The organism is Carnobacterium mobile DSM 4848, from assembly GCF_000744825.1.
Classification (GTDB): domain Bacteria; phylum Bacillota; class Bacilli; order Lactobacillales; family Carnobacteriaceae; genus Carnobacterium_A; species Carnobacterium_A mobile.
This window is the reverse complement of sequence record NZ_JQMR01000001.1, coordinates 1,486,863-1,505,311: the sequence shown is the minus strand read 5'-3', so window position 1 is coordinate 1,505,311 and position 18,449 is coordinate 1,486,863. Positions and strand designations below refer to the sequence as shown.

Genomic DNA, 18,449 nt, shown 5'->3' with positions numbered 1-18,449 from the left:
TCCTGATCATCAATCAGTGAGTACTATTATTCAATTAGTCAAAGAAGCTTGTGCAGCAGCTGAGACCATTGGTTCTTCTTATCTCCTATTGGATCGTTACTTTCTTAGTGGAGACATTTTACGCCTGCTCCATATCTAGGAAGGGCGCTTATTGACCTTGATCACTAAGGCAAAAAAGTCAGCGGTTGCCTATAAAAAACCACCAATTTCTACTGAAAAACGAGGCCGTCCAAAATGCAAAGGAGTCAAAATAAAATTGACCACCCTTTTTAAAACACACAAAGAAGTTTTCAGTGAGATGCTTGCGACGATTTATGGAAAAGAACAATCCGTATCTTACTATACTTTGACTGCTTTATGGGGACAAGGACTCTATCATGAACTACGCTTTATGTTAATAATCCACAATGGGAGCGAATCGATTTTGGTCTCCAGGGACACCAGCCTTTCAGCTGAGAAAATCATCACACTTTATAGTTACCGTTTTAAGATTGAAAGGACTTTTCGAGCATTCAATCAGACATTCGCGGGTTTTTCTTATCATTTCTGCACAAAATTTTTAAAAGAACTAAATTGCTATAGTCGAAAAATAGATCGTCCACCTCTTGAAAGTCTCACATCAGAAGCTGAACAACAAGCAGTCGTTCAAACATTTGATGCTATTGAGGGGTTTGTTCAATTTGTTTTTATCGCACACGGTTTGGTTCAACTTCTTGCCTTAAAATTTTCTAAAGAATGTGAGGGGGTACTCTGGTTGAGGACGCTACGTGAGACACGTGAGACTATCCCATCTGAAGCAACAGCCATGCACTATTTGCGGCAATCGGTTTTATGGCAGTCTCAGAAAAAGCAGCAATCCACATACTGCATTTAATTCAGGATGAGCAACGGTATAAAATCAAACAGCTAATTGAATGAAAGACTGAAATTGTAAGGCAAGAGTACAATAAAAGTATTACAGAACAGTTAAAAAACCGTTATTTTTAATATGTTTATTTCAGTGCGAATTTTTGACTGTCTAGTATATAATAAAAGATAGTCAAGTAAGAGGGGATAAGAAATTATGAAAAATAAATTTAAACTAATTTTATTTGTAGTAGTTATAATTATCATTGTATCGAGCTTATACATAACATCTAAGGATTTGTTAGTAAATCTAATAACAAAAAATGAAACAACTGGAGAAATAGAGTATGTTTCTATTTATTCAAATGGAAGCAGCAAGGAAACAGATGTTTTCAAAAGTGAAGATTTTAAGCTATATAACGCAGATTCAACTAGTTTTTCATCCTATATTTCTAACGGCAAAGTTCTTAATAAGGTAAATAAAATTATGCTTAAAGATTCTTCAGGAAATGTCGTCGATAATGATGAAATAATTACAGGGATTTTTCATTCAGCAGAAAAAATAGAACATGACATTTGGGAATTCCAAATTTTCAAAGTTTTGGATGATTATTTTGTTTTAGTCAAATTAAATGTAAATTGGCAATCGCCTTGTAATTTTTATGAGTACGATATAGCCGACAAAGAATTAAAACTTTTGCATAAATTTCAAGATATTGACGTTATAGGTTTATCATTACCAAGTTAATTAGAAATCTATGTAACTTAGTTAATAGTGTCTAATTAGAGTTATAACCTAAAATCTATTAAGAAAGTTAATGGTTTTTTTGATTATTATTTAAATAATTTTGGTATTCAACCAGAAAATATTAAATGACTTATAAAAACAAAACCTTGTTTTAATAAGGTTCTAGATACATACTTCTATACAACTTCATTTATCCCACTTGTCTTAATTTTAAAATGAACAAGAGAAAAGAAAGGTTGTGATTTTATCAAAAAGAAAATAGCGTTTTTTACTGCTGGCATTTTATTATTGTTATTTCTAATTTTACCAAAAGTTATACAACCTGATAAAATATTACAGGTTGGAAGTCAAATAAGTGAATCAAGCTATAAGTTTTCTGAAGAAATAAAAGATGAAGAAAAGATAGTAGAATTTGAAAACTGGTTTGATAGGATTAATTTTACAGAGGAAATAGGCGAGCCAGATGGGTATGCAGATATCGTATTGCAAATACGTCATTACAAGGAAGGTATATCCACACATCCTATTAGTATATGGGTAGATGAAGATGAAGCGACCGTAACAAATGAGATAGGCTCAGAAGATAGAGTAGGCAAACTATCTAGTTCTCAATTGGATGATTTGCGAAAAATCATAGATTCAAAGTGATTTGATTGTCTATTTTTAGAAGCATTAAAAACTATCATGGATTACGATATAATTTAATTTCATGTATCGAAATAGAAATGAGAGTAGTTTAATCAAAAAATAACCAAAGTAATCCTATTTATTGTATACTAGTAACACGTAATCCTTACTCACGATTCAGCTCATCAGTTATATACATTGGTATTAAGATAAAGTATACATCCAAAGCTGATGGTAAGAACTTAATTTCAGTATTGAATCAATCTTATGATATGGGAACTGTTGGAAATGCAGTTGCAATTTTTAGTGGAGCACTAGGAGGTATACCTGGAAGCATTGTGGGAGGGTTTGTTGGTCTTGGTTTCAATGGATTTAGAAATCGGTGTAAAGAGGCCATTTCAGCAATACAAGCACACCCTTCAAAAGGAGCTATATATGTGTACTTAGACCGCGTTACCTGGAAGGCTTCATAATATTCATCTATTATATTTTATATTTAAAAATGGAGGTGTTATAACAATGAATAGCAACAGAAAGAAGCGATATGTAGGATTGATTGGACTGTATGTACTTTTGTTAATAGCATCCTCTCTAATACAACAAATTAAGTACTATGGTATGTCTGCAGTAATTTTGATAGCCATAACAATCGGAATATTAGTCATTTTGTGGAAGTATTTGCTACGTAATAATATAATTAGTGTAACATGGACCAGTATGACATATGAACCGAATTCTCATAAAAGTGAACGAATATTTTTATTTAGTCTCGTTACACTAGTTTCACCAGTCCTTAGTTTCCACGATATAACTATATATGATCTTATCATTTCTGCTATAGCGATATTGGTCGGTATCATTGGATATATAATAAATGAACGTCATCTATATATAAAGAAAAATAAGTAATAAGATATATGATTGTTTGTTTAGAATTCAAAAGGGGCGTGACATAAGCTAAATGTGTATCCGCTTTAAAAAAATAAGACTCTCCTAAAATCGGTCTTGATTTTAAGAGAGTCTTGTTTTTTGGTTCTGTTGCAAAGTTCTAAAATATAAGATACACGACTTTAAGCATTACAAATAATTTAAGGTATTACTTTTTTTACAGTTTTGAGTTTAAATATAGAAGTAATAAGTTTTTAAAAAGTCTTTTAAAATATTTATAATGGTCTCATATAAAGGAGAGGATTTAAATGGCTATGTGATATCCGCGCCTCCTGTTTTGTACTTTTATTCTGCCACAAACAAAGGCTTATCCTGGACAGAAGTCCAAGAAAAATATCCTGTAGAGTATGAGGAATGGTACACAAGCCGACGATATACTAAACCTCCAAGAGGGGAATCTTATCAAGATATGTTACAACGTGTTTTAGCTTCAATACATAAGATTATTAACGAAAATTCTGAAAATGTTGTAATCGTAACACATAGCGCTGTAATTATGTGTGTCCAATGTTACTTAACCAACACCCCTTTTGATAAAATGACTAACTTTAAAACAAGTAATACTTCAATTACGGAATTAAATAGTGATTTATTTCTGTAGAACTAATTCAAATAAGACCCCTTTTTACTAGGAACGTTAGTGGTCTTATTTTTGTTGCGATACACGATTCTATGTAAAATAGTGTATTATCCTTTTTATTATTATATATGTAGACCATAAGAAAATGTTCTATTAGAATTAAGCTTCTATTTTTATTGTATAATAAACTTATATAGTGATTATTTGATTTTGCACTCTGTCATGAGTTTTTCTTACAAACTTAAAAAATTATAAAGGAGTTAACTTTGTTGACGATACAAAAATTGCATGATGTTAAAAAGTTACAAAAAGAATGTGAAACTCAAGGGAATTTTCAATTAAAACTTAATTGGGATATGTTGGAAAATCGCGACACTACTCAACTTGATTTTTTTCAATATGAAAAAGGAGAGCTTGTTGCGTTTTTAGCTCTATATCCTTTTGGATCCACTGTTGAAGTGTGTGGCATGGTAATGCCAAATGAACGACAAAAAGGGCTATTCAGTTCTTTGTTTAAAAAAGGGCTAGAAATTGCACTACAAAATGGCTATAAAGAAATTTTATTAAACGCACCTTCTGAGTCACACTCCGCAAAAATTTTTTTGAATAAACAAGGTGCTATTTATAAATTTACGGAGCACCAAATGGAATGGCAAGACAGTCTCCTAGAACCAGTAGAAGATTTAACACTTCGAAAAGCAACTGTGGAAGATTTAGATATAAGTACACGTTTATCTATTGAAGCTTTTGGTATGTCTAAAGAAGATGCCCTATCAGCGGAGACTGACGATATGCTAATGATTGAAATAAATGAAAAAACAGTAGGAAAACTCCGTTTAAAGCGAATAGATAAACAGACTTGGATATCTTTCTTTTCTATTTTGCCAGAATATCAAGGTAAAGGAATAGGTAGAAAAGTGTTGCAGAAAGTCATTAAGGATCAAATTTCAGATGGCTTCTCGGTACACCTAGAAGTTGAAACAAAAAATGACCATGCTTTAGGATTGTATAAAACCGTAGGATTTAAAGTGGTACATTCGCAAGATTATTATCTCTATCAACCTCATAAATAATAGTGAATAAAAGTAATACGCTACCTATCGATTAATTCGTTTACATAGAATAAATAGTATTTTTCATGAAAAAGAGCGAATAATAAAAGGCTTGTACTAGCAAGGTTTTTAATACACGATTTTAAGCAATTTCATGTATCAAATGGAAACTTGTAAGTGTAATTTTATTCTTAGATAACACTTTTCACTTTCTGCTCGTTATTAACTATAACGAGCAGGAGGTGAACATCATGACATCAGAAAACATCCACGTGCCAATCAATAGCTCTGTTTTGGTACTTGTCGAAGAAATGAAAGATCGTCTAGAAACCTAATTTCTAATTAAAGCAACGCAACAAGATATTATTGAAAATGCTGTTATTTTCTTAAGTACTCAGTATAAATCATAACAAAAAAGACTCTACTACTGTTTAAGCGATAGGGTCCTTTTGAGCATTAATTATTAATAGTCTTCATTGCTAAATTTAATTTTTCACTGTCAAAATCACTTTATCTTTTCATTTTTTTGAAAAATTACTTTTACTTTCACTAATAATTCATCTATCAATTTCTCTGGAACAGTTTCCACATATCTATATTTTCTTGCATTGTAATCAATGGTTACTAATTGATCTAACAAAACTTTTCCTGAAGATTTCGTACCCTGTAATGGCACATATAAAGGATAGTTGCGTTCTGTGTTTGATATTGGAGCAAAGACCGCTATATTAGCATAGTCACTGACACCATGATAGCTTAAACAAATATAGGGTCTGTATCCTTGTTGTTCATGTCCTTGTTTAGGATTTAAATTTATCTTAACAATATCGCCTTGTTTTACCATTTTTCATTTCCCGTAGGAGAAAAAGGTTGTATTTCTGTAGTGAATGTTTCTTTATTGTAGTCTCTAAAAAGTTCTTCAAACGTGACCTCTTTTTCGGCTTTGGTTAATACAATGGAATGATTAATAACTTCTACATTTAAGTCATCATCTTTTTCTGCTTCCAATGCTTCTAATAGGCTTTTTGGTAAACGGATTGCATGACTGTTTCCCCACTGTTTAATTGGTAGTTGAATCATTAGAATCCCTTCCTTTCTTTTCTCCATTATAACAAAAAGTATCTACTTTGTATATACTTTCGACTCGTTAAAAGTAGGAAGATAATAGAAATTATCTTCACTAAAAAATAACTTTCAATAGTTTAAAAGTGTTGAAGGTTCTTTCAAACAATACATGATTCTATCTACTTTCATGTATTGGGAATAACTTAATAGTTATAGCAAGTATAGAATTAAAAGAGAATAAAGTTTATGATATAGGTACGTTGTAACGAGGATATTTATATTAGAATGGGGATTTTTCTGAAAAAAAAGAATGCACTTTTGTGGACTATTTTAATAGGTATAGTGGTTACAATAATTTTCATCGTTGGCCCATTCAAAAAAGATATATGGGATATAAATGCTAGTAAATTAGAAGATTCAATTGATAGTATAAGCGGCCCTACGATTATTAATGACTTTTCAAAATGGACTCCCTTTGAATGGGACACTCTTTATAGCTTCACACCATACACTGCAAAAGAAAATATATATAAAGTTGTTGGATATAAATGGGATAACATAAGTGAAACTGTAAATGAAAATATGAACCAAATTGTATTTGTTAAAGACGGAAAAGTCGTCTGTTATCTCTATGGATATCCTAAAAATAATAATTTCAGCTATGATTTTGGCGAATATGAAGGTGAATATATCTCGTTTAATTCACAGCAAAAACTATCCTTTGATATTACGATTGGTGCAGATGGAATTAAATATTTTAACTACATTAATGATTAGTTGAGCGGTCTGGTTTTTAAATAAATCCAACATGGATTTAGTATATTTCTAGACACACGATTTTAAGAAAATGAATGTATGAAGATAAGAGCATTGATATCACTTGAAGTTCAAAAAAACAGCTGCCTGTGATATCAACGTCTTAGTGCTGTTAATTTTTTCTATTTGTTAAACTATTCCATTCTTCACGAAGGACTCCATACTTGATAGAATCCCAATATTGATCTTGCCAATACCGTACTTTTCTTATTCTTCCTTCTAAAGATAATCCAACTTTTTCGCCTACACGCATCATCCCTTTATTTCCAGACCAAGTAGTAAATCCGATATGAGGCAATTCGGTTACATGTTCAAATAAATGATTGATCCAAAGAGTTAAAGCAATAGTAGAGATTCCTTTGTTCCAATACTCCGAATCATAGATACAAATTCCAACTTCAAGCCATTTCTTCAAATTTCCATCTCCGTAATAATAAGAAACGGTTCCAATAATTTTATTGTTGTATGTAATGCACCAAGCCGTTCCATCTTCAATCCATCTTTTTCCAACTTTATTAATAAATTCTTCTTTTTCATAAACCGAATCATTGAAATAAGGTCCGTTCCAGTTCATCCAAGTATTTTCTTTCTGTCCATAAGCTATTTTCCAAATAAGTTCCAAATCTTTTGGCTTTATTGGATGAATAGCTACCTTAAGCGTATATCGTTTTCTATCCATGATCCACCTCCAGTAGTTATTGTATCATATCCATAATCTTTGATTAGGATTGTGTACTGGCATCTTGTGAGAACTAGATTCTTTTCTTAAAGGACCCCATCTATGTTTATTAAGTATATTTTTATTAAGAGAATTTTTACAATTATCTCGTGTTTGTTATACTGTATGGAGATTAATTATTACCATAAAAGGGAGGAATTGATATATTTATCCGGATATTAGATGAAAAGGATGCAGAGATGTATCAAGTGTTGAGACTTACTGCATTAACAACAAATCCTGAAGCGTTTGGATCAACTTATGAAAGAGAAATGCAATTTTCGATTGAAGAAATTAAACAACGAATTGTGCCATCAGAAAAAAGAATCTCTCTAGGTGTGTTTGATGAAAGTAATGTATTGATAGGAATAGTTACATTTATCCGTGAGACTAGTATAAAGATGCAGCATAAAGGGCATATTGTCGGTCTTTATATTTCTGCTGCTAGTCGTGGACAAGGCGTGGGTAACTGCTTATTGACAGAAATGATTGAACTCGTGAGAAATTGGGACGGACTTGAGCAAATTAGTTTAACAGTCGTTTCAACTAATCTATCAGCTAAGCATTTATACAGTAGTCTTGGATTTAAAGTATATGGAACTGAAAAAAAGGCTATAAAATATGAGGATCAGTATTATGATGAAGAATTAATGGTTTTATTTTTGTAAGCTTATATAAAAGCACCTCCAAAGTAATTTTTGCTTCAATTTTAGAGTTGTGTAACCTACTTTTTTTACATCATGCGACAGAAGGACTGCTTAAAGTTCCTTTTTCATTTCAATAAACGGATAGACGCTACCATTTGTCGTCTGGTCATAAATCTTTGTTTGCTTGAAGCCGACTTTTTCATACACTTTTTTGCCCGATCATTAAACGAAGCTACACCTAACCGAACTGTTTTAGCAGAATAATTTTTGCGGATATAGTCAAGGATTTCGAGTAGAAAACTCTGTCCCAATCCATTCCCAGTTAGTTCTGGTTTTATTCCTAATCCCATATCTACAATATCATCGCTATCAGAAGCTTTTTCAATAACAAAAAAACCAAATAAGTGATTATCTTTCATCACTTGAAAGTAATTATTCTTTCTTAAACTTGGAGTAAGGAGTTCTTCATAATCTTCTGGATCAGCAGTCATATCATAGAATGCGTAAACCCCCGGGTATTTCCATTCTTCTGCAATTACTTCAGCGTGGTTTTGGCTGAGTTGTTGAATATCAAAAGTCATCATCTTTCCTCCTTTTTTCTTGCTTTATACAGTGTTCATTATAACAAACTATCTCAAACAAACCGATTTTATTTAAAGAAGTAAAGTGTATTTACTGATACAAAAAAGGGCTCACTGATGCAGAGTTGTGAGTATAGGAACATTCTGAAAGAATCGGTAAAATACATGTTATGATAAACTCAATAACAAATGTTGGTTAAAGAACTACTGATTCTATTCAATACAAAATATTTAGTCATTTAAAAGATGGAGGGGGAGTTAGCTTGAAAAAGAAACTAATAAACTTAGTTTTACTAATTATGGTTCCACTTGTTTTAGCCTCACTGGCGCACTTTATTTGGAATGTACATATAAGTTTGTTTGCGGGTATCCTATATATTATTTTACTTTTGTTTAATTTGCCGAGCGGGAGTTTTATGAGCACAAATACGGATTATAATATTAAGAGAGTTAATCCTCACTATAAAGCAGAACAGCAACAGACCAGTTCTTTAACCAGCCAATCTTTAATCACTTTAGCTGTTTTAATTCTATTAACTGTAGTGAGCTTTCTTGTTTACTTTCAACAAATACAAAAGTAACAGCTTATCCTGCTGTTACTAAATGTTGTTAACGGTTGTTTGGAAAAGTTGATTTGTTTAAAAAGCAGCAGAGTTCCTTTATACTAAAATTATAGGAATTAAAAACTTTCACTGTCCTTTTATACATAATAGTAATGAACCATTTCAAAAAGGGCGAGCTTTGAAAGGTATGTTTATAAATAATTTAGCTGAATAGCATACTGTTTTTAAAAAAATAGAAGGAAGGGCTACCAATGCCGACTTGTCAAAATTGTAAGAATAAATGGAGTTGGAAAGAAACGTTCAAAAAAACTTTCACTACAGATCCAGCGATGAAGTGCCCCTATTGTGGAGAAAAACAATATACTTCTTCAAAAACCAGAAAATGGAGTCTTTTATTTTCTCTGCTTCCTTTGCTTTTTTTGTTGCTTAATGCTTTTTGGGATATATCGGCTTTAATTATCATGGGATTAATGATAGGAAGCGGCATATTGTGTATTTGCTTGTATCCATTTGTTCTTAAATTATCCAATCAAGAAGAGCCGCCGTTTTAAAGAGAGTATTTTAATAGTCAGAAATGAGGGAGCTGCGTGAAAATAGGAACTCAATCTTTGTTATTCGGATTTATTATAAGTCTATTCCGGATTTTACAGGGAAAAAGTATAGCCGAAATTTTGTTAACCTTTTTAGCATCAGCGCTAGGGGCGCTTGTTACTTTATACATTTATAAGAATGGAGACGCTAGAAATAGCGTGAACAAAGACAAGAAGTAAGGACTTTAGCTATTGTTGACGAATATTGAAGAAGTTTTAAAGCGATAGGGTGGTAAGTGTATGAAGAAAAGTTGGATTTTTGTTCTTCTATCTATATTGATATGGAAGTTTATCTTTGTTGGGGGAGTTCAGTATCTTATGAATGGGAATTATTATCCATTAGAATATCTCAAAGACAGCATGGGTGTTACGGTGTTATATATTATTTTTTCAGCAATTTACTCGGCATTAAAAAGGCAACATAATTAAAAGAGTAATGAAATGATAAGCTCCTCACTACTTAATGTTTAAAGAAGTAATAAATAGCCTATATTTTTATACATAGAAAAAAGACCAGGATATTTATCCTGGTCTTAATTTTCGTATATTTTTATTTAATTTTCTGGCAATGCTTTATTCAAAATAATGGCGGTTAAAGAAGCAATTGCGATTGGAGAGCCAAAAAGATATTGAATCATAGTTGGCAAAGTGCCTAAGTAATCAGCTGGTAAGAAGGTCAAAGCGATTACCAATAGAATGGGAATCGAGATGACATACATTTCTTTTTGACCAAGCTGCTTTTGTTTTAGGACTTGGAAGCCGCTCATTGCAATGACTCCGCAGATAAGTGCGAATACTCCGCCAATGACAGCAGAAGGAATAGAAGAAATGATCGCAGATAATTTGCCTGATAATCCAAAAACGATGAATAATCCGCCTGCAGCTATAAAGACTCGTCGGCTGGCGATACCGGTAATCGTGATGATACCCGCATTGGAAGAATAACCCGTTACAGGAGTAGTTCCGAAAAGTGCTGCTGCCATACAACCCAAACCTTCACCAATAACTCCGCGATTGATGTGATTCTGATTGAGAGGCGTTTTAGTGACGTTACTAACAGCTAACCAAGTACCGGTTGTTTCAGCCATTAAAACGAGATAAATGATCAGCATGGTCACGATGGCGGAAAAATCAAAAGAAAAAGTGAAATCTTTAAAGACGAACTGCGGCATAGAAAACCATTTAGCTTCAGCGACTGGAGTTAAATCCAACATGCCCATAAAACCAGCCAGAATACTGCCGGCAAAGAGTGCAATGATCACAGAAGTAACGCGAAAAATGCGTCCGCTTTTAGATGAATGATTCCCCAAAATAGAGCAGCCAATCATAATGGCACCCGTTATAAGTGCCAAGAAAATATTTTGGCCGATCGATCCGACAGCACTGTTGTAAATATTGTCGTTCACCGCAGCTGGCATCAAAGACAGACCAACACAAAAAATAATCGTGCCGCCTACGATAGATGGTACAAAGGAGTCAATGAATTTGTGGAACAAGCCAGTAAAGCCTAGGATCGTTACGACAACTGCGCCTAAAAAGCTGGCGCCCATTGCTGCACCCCAGCCTTCCATACCGCCTCCATTGGCTAACGTAATTCCAGCGATTGCGCCGATTGGAATAAAAGAAGCTCCTTGCGCAACGGGCATTTTCATCAATAAACCTGTTTGAATAATGGTAGCAATACCGGCAGCGATGAAAGTCGATTGAATCAGGATGGCTGATTGACTAGCAGAGAAGCCGACAGTCAAAGCGACGATGAGCGGTACAACATAGACATCCATGGCCAATAAGTGTTGCAATCCAAGCAATAGACTTTGCTTCCAAGTTACAGTATCCTCTGTTTTCACTGTTACATTCATTTGAGTCGTTTCCATTTGTAGACAAATCTCCTTCTTATTCGTTAATTTGTTTTCCTTGTACCCATATTGAGACAATATTTTCACGTTTTGTTAAGTAAAGCAGCTTTTGAAAAATATCTTCTAGCGGTTCGGTTTTATCAAAAATCGGCATGGAAGCTTGAGAAACAGTTGTGTCGATCACTTGAGCATCAAAAGCAAAGTTTTCTGCGAGACGTCCGATTGGCAGGCTGACACTTTCTCCGCCGCCAGCTGTTGCGAAATAAAAAGCTTCATTGGCTGTGATACGAGAGGAGATAACGGCTTGGCGGATCGCTGAGTAGACACTTGGATCATACCCTCCAGAAAGATCGGTTCCCAATCCAACTTCAACTCCAAGCTCATGAAATTGTTTGATCGGAATCACACTGTTTGCAAAATAAGCATTGGAAATAGGGCAATGAGCAATCGCTGTGCCTGTTTCTTTAAAAGTAACGGCATCCGATTCGCTTAAGAAGTTACAGTGGGCTATAACAGATTTATCTCTTAATAATCCAAAATCCTTCAAGACTTGGGCATCATTTTTGCCAAATCGTTCTTTAACGTAACCATGTTCCCAATCGCTTTCGCTGCAATGACTGGTCACGTGCACATCATAAGTTTCAGTCAATTTCCCCAAGCCGGCTAAAGCTGAGTCAGTACAGCTAGGCACGAATCGAGGAGTAACGACAGGATAAACACCTTGGAAGGTTTCAGCTTGCAAGACTTTGACACGTTGAATGAATCGTTCGGTATCAGCTAGGGCCGTTTGTGTATCTTTATCGCGATAATAATCAGGGTTCTGTTCAACGTCATCCATTACAACTTTGCCGACTAGTCCCCGTTGGCCTTTTTGAGCACAAATTTCAGCTAATTTATAGCTAGCCTCTTCATGTACTGTCGCGAAATAAAGACCGGTCGTCGTTCCATTAGCCAATAAAGTATCCACCAAGTGAGCATATACTTTCTCGGCAAAAGCAGTGTCCTCAAATTTTGCTTCTAGCGGAAAAGTATAGGTGTTCAACCACTGGTATAAGGGAATATCTAATGCAGTTCCGCTTTGAGCCCATTGAGGAGCATGAATATGTAAATCGATAAATCCGGGTAAGAGGTATTGCCCTTCAGCTAATTCGGTTAGCTTATCTTCTTTTTTTGCTTCTTGCAGCGTAGACTGATACAACGCATCTGATGGAGCCAAACGTTTTGCAATCATTCCTTGATCATCTATACAGTAGAGATAGTTTTCTAGTACTTCCACTTCATGTGCAGAAATACTAGAAAACCCCGTTCCTTTTAAAACCTTAACAATATTCTTCATATATCTCACTTTTGTTCGTATTATTGACACATTTTTTATTATAAAGGATGTACGAGAGATAAGTCGATGTTGTTTACGAATTATAGCGATATTCTGTTTTTTAATGTTCGTGTTTTAGGTGGAAAGAGTGATTGGGTAGTGTTATCTTGCCTAACAGACAAAAAGATAAGGAACGAGAAGCAAAAAAAGAAGGACTATTCAACGCGAAAATACAAAAAAACAGCAATCGATTTTAACGACTGCTGTTTATATAAGAATGATGCAGATTCATCATCATTTTTTTGATTCGTTTTGTTTTTTTAACTCTTTCCTGATTTCATTTAATTGTTCATTTCGCTCTTTAGTTAATTTTAAAAACTTCGTTACGACGTAAACAACAAATACGATAATTGCCAACCAAAATAAACTAATGATCAATCCGTATAGTTGAAAAATGCCATCGGTAAAACCCATATAGTTTCTCTCCTTTGTTAACTAGTTATGTAAAGTTATTTTTATTGGGAAAATAGAACGAGTCAAAGCATAAAAATAAAACCTATTTTTTTGTATGGTTACGATACAAAATTAGAGCTAGGCCATTTAAAATAAGCGTAACGATTAGCAGGATAGCAGCTGCACTCGTTATTGTGGCAATCGTATCCATCAATGCAGATAAATCTCCGATGTTTACCAAATGTGAACTATAAACCAGTGGGAAATACAGAGCAACAGCGCAAGCAGCGACACTTAAAATGGAAAAAGTTGCCCAATGTTGACGGCGGTTATTTTTGTACCTGATTAAATTAACGATTGCTAGTATCCAAGCAATCAATCCCAAACCTAAACTGCCGAAAGTAAGAAAACTAACCATAAAAAATCCTCCATTCAGTTAAATTACTCTATCATTAAAATGTTATTTCTCAACATGGTAAGAAGGTATGACAAACAAATTTATTTATTGTCGCTGTAAGCACTCAACCAGTGGTAGGGTTGCAACTCTTCCAGTGTTTTAAATAGAAGGCCATTGTCTTTAGTCGTAACGGCAGCTTTTACGGTTGATCCCCAGTAGACTAATCGTTCTTGGCATGTTCCACATGGAGTGAGAATTTTAAAAGGAGCATGTTCATCCTCTCTAGCGATACAGATACTGTGCGTAACAGCGGTATCTAGTTTATGTGCTTCTAGAATGGCACCTGTCTCCATGCACAATTCTGTGGAAGCGTTAAGGACATCTGGAGCCACACTTGTTAACATTTGCCCGTCTTTTGTATACATAGCAGCAGCTCCGCCCCAGCCTTTAGGGTAGCGTTTTATTATTAATTGAATAGCAGCTTCGTATAAAGCATTTTCTATGTTCATTTTTTTACCTCATTAACGTTGTATTTGTTAGTTTAGTTATACCATACCTCTTTTTTAAAAGTAAGCGATACTTACATTCAAATGATTAGCAACTTCTCTCTTGTATATTAAAACAGCAAGAGACTAACTTAAAAATACAAATCTTTTAAAACTGGGTTTCTTTAAAATAAACTTAAAGCCGCTGTTTAAGGCGATTGCATGTATGATAAAATAGGGGTAACAATTTTTTTATGTGAGAAGGGTATTTATGATAACAAACATTAGAATAAATGTTTGTTACCAACCTTAAAAGAGGTTTTTAAAAATTGACTTTTTCAATTAGCGTGTTAGTACTCTGTAAAAGCAACTCCAAATAAATGAGTGGAAATAAAATTTTATTTAAGAAAGAAGGAGTTTGTCATGGCATTAGAAGAAAAAGACTTTATCATGCGTCAAATCAAACAACTAGCAGAAGGTATGGGGAAATTTCTTGGTTTAGAATCAATCAAAGAAATCATTAATTATGATCAAGCAGAAGAAGACAAGTTATCAGATGATGAAATTGAGACGATTATTCTAATGACTAATCTCCAAGACATTCAAAAAGATAAAAGAGTATCGAATGAGGAGATTTCAAAAGAATTAGGGATTACGGAGCAGGACTTAGAAGAGTTATACAGTAGCGAACGTTTCGCTACACCTGCAGAACTTATAGAAATTCGTGATTTTGTGGAGAAAAATGGATTTTAGCGACAAAAGTTTTGGGCTCTACCTGTAACTTATTTAAGTAGTTAACCTGCTTTTCTAATGAAAGGTTTTACTATCTAGTTAAAAAAAGCTTTAAACCTGACTGTTTTAAAGCTCTTTTTCTATTCGATTATCCTTAGCACTTTTTTTTTGTTGATTGAAAGTGTATAATAACCAAAGCTTACTAATTGTTTAATAAAAAATTGTTTAAGCAGGGGATAAGTGTAAAAGAAGCAGAGCTGTCTTTGCTTTTTATTTTTTGTTCTGCTGTCCCGTAATGAGAGGATTGAATTTAAAGATGAAAGAAAATTTTTGGCGTGAATTGCCGCGGCCATTTTTTATATTGGCACCAATGGAAGATGTGACTAGTGTTGTTTTTCGTCATGTAGTGAGTGAAGCAGCTAAACCAGACGTCTTCTTTACCGAATTTACCAATACCGTAAGTTATTGTCATCCAGAAGGACGCAATAGTGTCCGCGGCCGGTTAGCATTTACAGAAGATGAACAGCCAATGGTCGCTCACATATGGGGAGACCAGCCCGAACACTTTAGAGAAATGAGTATCGGCATGGCGAAAGAAGGGTTTAGCGGGATTGATATCAATATGGGCTGTCCAGTTCCGAATGTAGCTGGAAAAGGAAAGGGATCTGGTCTTATCCTTCGTTCAGAAGTTGCAGCTGATCTTATAGAAGCAGCCAAAGCAGGCGGATTGCCTGTAAGTGTGAAAACTAGATTAGGTTACAGCAGCTTAGACGAGTGGTATGAGTGGATAACACACTTATTGAAGCAAGACGTCGCTAATCTTTCCATTCACTTGCGTACCAGAAAAGAAATGAGTAAAGTCGATGCTCATTGGGAAATGATTCCAGAAATCAAGAAACTTCGTGATGAAATAGCTCCAGACACCCTTTTGACGATTAATGGAGACATTCCTGATCGGCAAACTGGAATGAAACTTGTTGAACAATATGGTGTGGACGGAGTAATGATTGGACGGGGTATTTTTAAAAATCCATATGCTTTTGAAAAAGAGCCGAAAGAACACAGCAGTGAAGAATTGCTTGGTCTTTTAAGACTGCAGCTTGATCTCCATGACAAATATTCAAAAGAATTGGAGCCGCGTCCGTTCAGACCATTACGCCGTTTTTTCAAAATTTATGTTCGTGGTTTTCGTGGTGCAAGTGAATTAAGAAACCAATTGATGGATACTGAGTCGACCGATGAAGTGCGGACTTTGCTTGATAACTTTGTATATGAAGATGATCATGAAACAAATCTGGCTTCTGATGCCTTTGAGTTTAACTCTGAAGGCAGAATCTGAGGTAGAGTTTACTGATACTGAAAGAGTGTTTTTAAAGAAATAGAATATTGTATTTATGCTCCGCTCAAGTTAGGCACATGCAAGATAAGTTGTGCCGCTGCTTAAGCGGAGATTTTTGTGTTTTTCGAAAACGGGTAAAAGGCTATCGTTAGGCTTTGCAGTCAAAGATATGGTACTATTTTTTCAAAGAAATACATAATTAACCAGAAGATGAAGTTTTATGCTAAAACTTCCAAAAAAGTAAAGAAGGCAAAAACTTAACCAGCTAGAAGGAGGAACTATGGATAAAGCAACTGAAAAAGTATTAATGCGTAAAGTGAAGAAGTATAAAAAGTGGTACGAAGGGGTATTTGTTAATCCGATATATCGGATAGTAAACGATAAACCATACTATATGGCCGGATTTACGATAAAGAATCAACCTGTTGCATCGGCTTATTTGTCACCAATGGGAGAAGAGGACAAAGAAGAAGCTTACATTGCACAATCTTCGTTATCGTTATTTGCTGATGTTAGCAGCAATATATTTAGTGTTGGCGGAGACCATTTGAAGATAGATTCTGATTATTATATAAAACCTTTAGAAATCCCGGTAAATACAGACAATTTAAATGCGGTGGCAGGTCATGAAGCATACAAAAATCTGTGGGAAATGCAAAAAAAGTTCAATAGTTTGGTTATCGATTTTCAAAATTATTATGATGCATTACTGGTAAGAGGAGAACTGACTGATCAAGACATTGATAAAGGAATTGAAACAGCTAACTGGGTCAATTTATATCAACTTGAAACTCTCAGCATTTTAGCAGAGCAAAATGAAGGGATTCGGGCTTATGCTGCTTATTTAGAAACAACCAAGGAATGGAAAAAACTTTCCGGTAATCAAAAAATATTTGTTAAGAAAATAGCCGGAGATGTAGTTGAATTGGAAAGCAATATCCATTCATTAGGGTTGATCGTTGACGAAGATGCTGAAAGAATGGTGGAGCTAAACCTTGAAAAAGCTAGACATGATTTAGAAGCAGGCATTGCCAAGCAAAAACGCTACATACGTTTTCCAGTGTAGAGAACGTTGGATAGGAATAAGATGAAAGTGACACCAGAACTGTTTAGCAGGGTATGATCGTGCAAATCGTCGGCGTGGTTCTTTACGGTATCGGAAAGATGTTAGCTAAACCGATCACCATTTTATTTAGCCCTCTATTGAATATACTGTTAATGACACTTATACCAGCTTCTGTCTTAGCAAGTTTACTATCTGGAGATCCCCTGGTACCTTATCCTACAGAGAAAAATGCTATACTAGTCTTTGTTTTCCTGGTCTTTGTCGTTTTGGGAATAAGCTGCTTTTTCATTCAGAATCGCAGAGTAAAGAAGGAGCAGGTATAGCTCTATAATAGAAGTGAGTCCGACTTTTTTAATAAGTAATTTAGAAGAAAAAAAGGAGATAATTTTATCTTTGGGAAGTAAAATAACATTTTGTTCATATCGAATCCTTTCCTTTAACATATGGTACAATGATAATGCAAAAACTACTGTTGTTTATAGTTAGTAAATAAATAATAATTCTCTATTAATTAAAAAGAAACATTTTATGGAGACAAGTCACCCTATATAAAAAGGCGGAACTGGAAATTTTACTATTTTAATGAAAAACGAAGCTTGAGTTCGGCAAGGAAATTATAAAATGATTACGCTGATAAAAACAGAAAGACCTTCTATGAGCGTGCATGGATTGGCTTAAACAGTTTGTTCTTTTCTTTCTTATAGAAATATTATTGTTTTTTATCTACTTAATGGAGGATTCGAAAATGTCTATAAAGACTGTGGTTCAAACTATGTTAAATTTTATTGCGCTTGATATCATTTTTAATCCCATTGTGAATAGTATTATTCCGGTTAGCGGTTTAGGAGTTTTTTTGAGTTTCTTATATTGGGGTATGCTTTTGGGTTTCTCTTATTATTTGTCTATCTTACTAAAAAGATAAACTTTGTCGTATATACCCATAAGCATATGAGTTAAGCAAGAAACAGTAAATAAGTTAAAAACTAATATCCTTATTTTCTTATTTCTAGATAATATAATGTTAT

23 protein-coding genes are annotated in these 18,449 nt (G+C 34.1%); 14 read left to right on the top strand and 9 right to left on the bottom strand.

Annotated elements, in window-relative coordinates; all coding sequences use genetic code 11:
• Nucleotides 1-16: 16 nt before the first annotated feature.
• The 6 genes from BR87_RS13490 to BR87_RS07120 all read left to right on the top strand — a co-directional run bounded on the left by BR87_RS13490 (nt 17) and on the right by BR87_RS07120 (nt 4,822).
• Nucleotides 17-139, top strand: coding sequence for a hypothetical protein (locus tag BR87_RS13490; RefSeq protein ID WP_280511798.1), 123 nt, complete (start codon nt 17-19; stop codon nt 137-139).
• A gap of 12 nt (nt 140-151) precedes the next feature.
• Nucleotides 152-874 (top strand): transposase, encoded by a 723-nt coding sequence (locus BR87_RS12620; protein ID WP_051929721.1) that lies wholly within the window; start codon nt 152-154, stop codon nt 872-874.
• 189 nt (nt 875-1,063) lie between these two features.
• Nucleotides 1,064-1,594 carry a hypothetical protein gene (locus BR87_RS07145; RefSeq protein ID WP_035030383.1) on the top strand — a complete coding sequence of 177 codons (531 nt, stop codon included), beginning with the start codon at nt 1,064-1,066 and terminating at the stop codon, nt 1,592-1,594.
• A 288-nt stretch (nt 1,595-1,882) separates the two neighbouring features.
• On the top strand, nt 1,883-2,242 hold the full coding sequence (locus tag BR87_RS07140; RefSeq protein ID WP_035030378.1) for a hypothetical protein: 360 nt from the start codon (nt 1,883-1,885) through the stop codon (nt 2,240-2,242).
• Between the two features lie 1,147 nt (nt 2,243-3,389).
• Nucleotides 3,390-3,770, top strand: a complete 381-nt coding sequence (locus BR87_RS13665) for a histidine phosphatase family protein (RefSeq protein ID WP_084683583.1) — start codon at nt 3,390-3,392, stop codon at nt 3,768-3,770.
• 248 nt (nt 3,771-4,018) lie between these two features.
• Nucleotides 4,019-4,822: a GNAT family N-acetyltransferase gene (locus BR87_RS07120; RefSeq protein WP_084683582.1), complete on the top strand. Its 804-nt coding sequence runs from the start codon at nt 4,019-4,021 to the stop codon at nt 4,820-4,822.
• A 484-nt stretch (nt 4,823-5,306) separates the two neighbouring features.
• On the opposite strand, the gene BR87_RS07115 is transcribed toward BR87_RS07120, so the two are convergent.
• Together BR87_RS07115 and BR87_RS07110 are read right to left on the bottom strand one after the other, a co-directional pair.
• Entirely contained in the window at nt 5,307-5,645 is a 339-nt protein-coding gene (locus tag BR87_RS07115; protein ID WP_035030368.1) for a type II toxin-antitoxin system PemK/MazF family toxin, read from the bottom strand.
• A complete protein-coding gene (locus tag BR87_RS07110; protein WP_051929719.1) occupies nt 5,639-5,881 on the bottom strand; it encodes an AbrB/MazE/SpoVT family DNA-binding domain-containing protein in 243 nt (80 codons plus the stop codon). The genes BR87_RS07115 and BR87_RS07110 overlap by 7 nt, the downstream gene beginning before the upstream one ends.
• Nucleotides 5,882-6,151: 270 nt before the next feature.
• Between BR87_RS07110 and BR87_RS07105 the strand changes: the two genes are divergently transcribed.
• A complete protein-coding gene (locus tag BR87_RS07105; protein WP_211249975.1) occupies nt 6,152-6,643 on the top strand; it encodes a hypothetical protein in 492 nt (163 codons plus the stop codon).
• A gap of 151 nt (nt 6,644-6,794) precedes the next feature.
• On the opposite strand, the gene BR87_RS07100 is transcribed toward BR87_RS07105, so the two are convergent.
• Entirely contained in the window at nt 6,795-7,361 is a 567-nt protein-coding gene (locus BR87_RS07100; protein WP_051929717.1) for a GNAT family N-acetyltransferase, read from the bottom strand.
• 197 nt (nt 7,362-7,558) lie between these two features.
• Here BR87_RS07100 and BR87_RS07095 point away from each other — a divergent pair, with 197 nt between their 5' ends.
• Complete coding sequence (locus BR87_RS07095; RefSeq protein ID WP_342341581.1) at nt 7,559-8,068, top strand: GNAT family N-acetyltransferase; 510 nt, start codon at nt 7,559-7,561, stop codon at nt 8,066-8,068.
• Between the two features lie 104 nt (nt 8,069-8,172).
• Here the strand turns inward: BR87_RS07095 and BR87_RS07090 are convergent, their stop codons facing one another.
• A complete protein-coding gene (locus BR87_RS07090) occupies nt 8,173-8,628 on the bottom strand; it encodes a GNAT family N-acetyltransferase (RefSeq protein ID WP_244877041.1) in 456 nt (151 codons plus the stop codon).
• A gap of 263 nt (nt 8,629-8,891) precedes the next feature.
• Here BR87_RS07090 and BR87_RS07085 point away from each other — a divergent pair, with 263 nt between their 5' ends.
• Nucleotides 8,892-9,209 carry a hypothetical protein gene (locus tag BR87_RS07085; protein WP_035030362.1) on the top strand — a complete coding sequence of 106 codons (318 nt, stop codon included), beginning with the start codon at nt 8,892-8,894 and terminating at the stop codon, nt 9,207-9,209.
• A gap of 233 nt (nt 9,210-9,442) precedes the next feature.
• The gene (locus BR87_RS07080; protein ID WP_035030359.1) at nt 9,443-9,742 is read left to right on the top strand and encodes a TIGR04104 family putative zinc finger protein; all 300 of its coding nucleotides are present in this window, start codon (nt 9,443-9,445) and stop codon (nt 9,740-9,742) included.
• 593 nt (nt 9,743-10,335) lie between these two features.
• Here BR87_RS07080 and BR87_RS07065 read toward each other — a convergent pair.
• From BR87_RS07065 to BR87_RS07040, 5 genes are all read right to left on the bottom strand, one after another.
• Entirely contained in the window at nt 10,336-11,655 is a 1,320-nt protein-coding gene (locus BR87_RS07065) for a uracil-xanthine permease family protein (protein ID WP_035030350.1), read from the bottom strand.
• Between the two features lie 19 nt (nt 11,656-11,674).
• Nucleotides 11,675-12,973, bottom strand: coding sequence for a guanine deaminase (gene guaD, locus BR87_RS07060; RefSeq protein ID WP_035030348.1), 1,299 nt, complete (start codon nt 12,971-12,973; stop codon nt 11,675-11,677).
• A gap of 273 nt (nt 12,974-13,246) precedes the next feature.
• A complete protein-coding gene (locus BR87_RS07050) occupies nt 13,247-13,426 on the bottom strand; it encodes a hypothetical protein (protein ID WP_035030342.1) in 180 nt (59 codons plus the stop codon).
• An 82-nt stretch (nt 13,427-13,508) separates the two neighbouring features.
• Nucleotides 13,509-13,823 carry a hypothetical protein gene (locus BR87_RS07045; RefSeq protein ID WP_035030339.1) on the bottom strand — a complete coding sequence of 105 codons (315 nt, stop codon included), beginning with the start codon at nt 13,821-13,823 and terminating at the stop codon, nt 13,509-13,511.
• A gap of 80 nt (nt 13,824-13,903) precedes the next feature.
• Nucleotides 13,904-14,311 carry a cytidine deaminase gene (locus BR87_RS07040; protein WP_035030336.1) on the bottom strand — a complete coding sequence of 136 codons (408 nt, stop codon included), beginning with the start codon at nt 14,309-14,311 and terminating at the stop codon, nt 13,904-13,906.
• 399 nt (nt 14,312-14,710) lie between these two features.
• Between BR87_RS07040 and BR87_RS07035 the strand changes: the two genes are divergently transcribed.
• The 4 genes from BR87_RS07035 to BR87_RS13185 all read left to right on the top strand — a co-directional run bounded on the left by BR87_RS07035 (nt 14,711) and on the right by BR87_RS13185 (nt 18,346).
• Nucleotides 14,711-15,040 carry a hypothetical protein gene (locus BR87_RS07035; RefSeq protein ID WP_035030333.1) on the top strand — a complete coding sequence of 110 codons (330 nt, stop codon included), beginning with the start codon at nt 14,711-14,713 and terminating at the stop codon, nt 15,038-15,040.
• Nucleotides 15,041-15,335: 295 nt separating this feature from the next.
• Nucleotides 15,336-16,358, top strand: coding sequence for a tRNA dihydrouridine synthase (locus tag BR87_RS07030; protein WP_051929715.1), 1,023 nt, complete (start codon nt 15,336-15,338; stop codon nt 16,356-16,358).
• Nucleotides 16,359-16,638: 280 nt separating this feature from the next.
• Nucleotides 16,639-17,424 carry a hypothetical protein gene (locus BR87_RS07025; protein ID WP_035030329.1) on the top strand — a complete coding sequence of 262 codons (786 nt, stop codon included), beginning with the start codon at nt 16,639-16,641 and terminating at the stop codon, nt 17,422-17,424.
• A gap of 745 nt (nt 17,425-18,169) precedes the next feature.
• Nucleotides 18,170-18,346, top strand: a complete 177-nt coding sequence (locus tag BR87_RS13185) for a hypothetical protein (protein ID WP_169741137.1) — start codon at nt 18,170-18,172, stop codon at nt 18,344-18,346.
• Nucleotides 18,347-18,449: the final 103 nt, after the last annotated feature.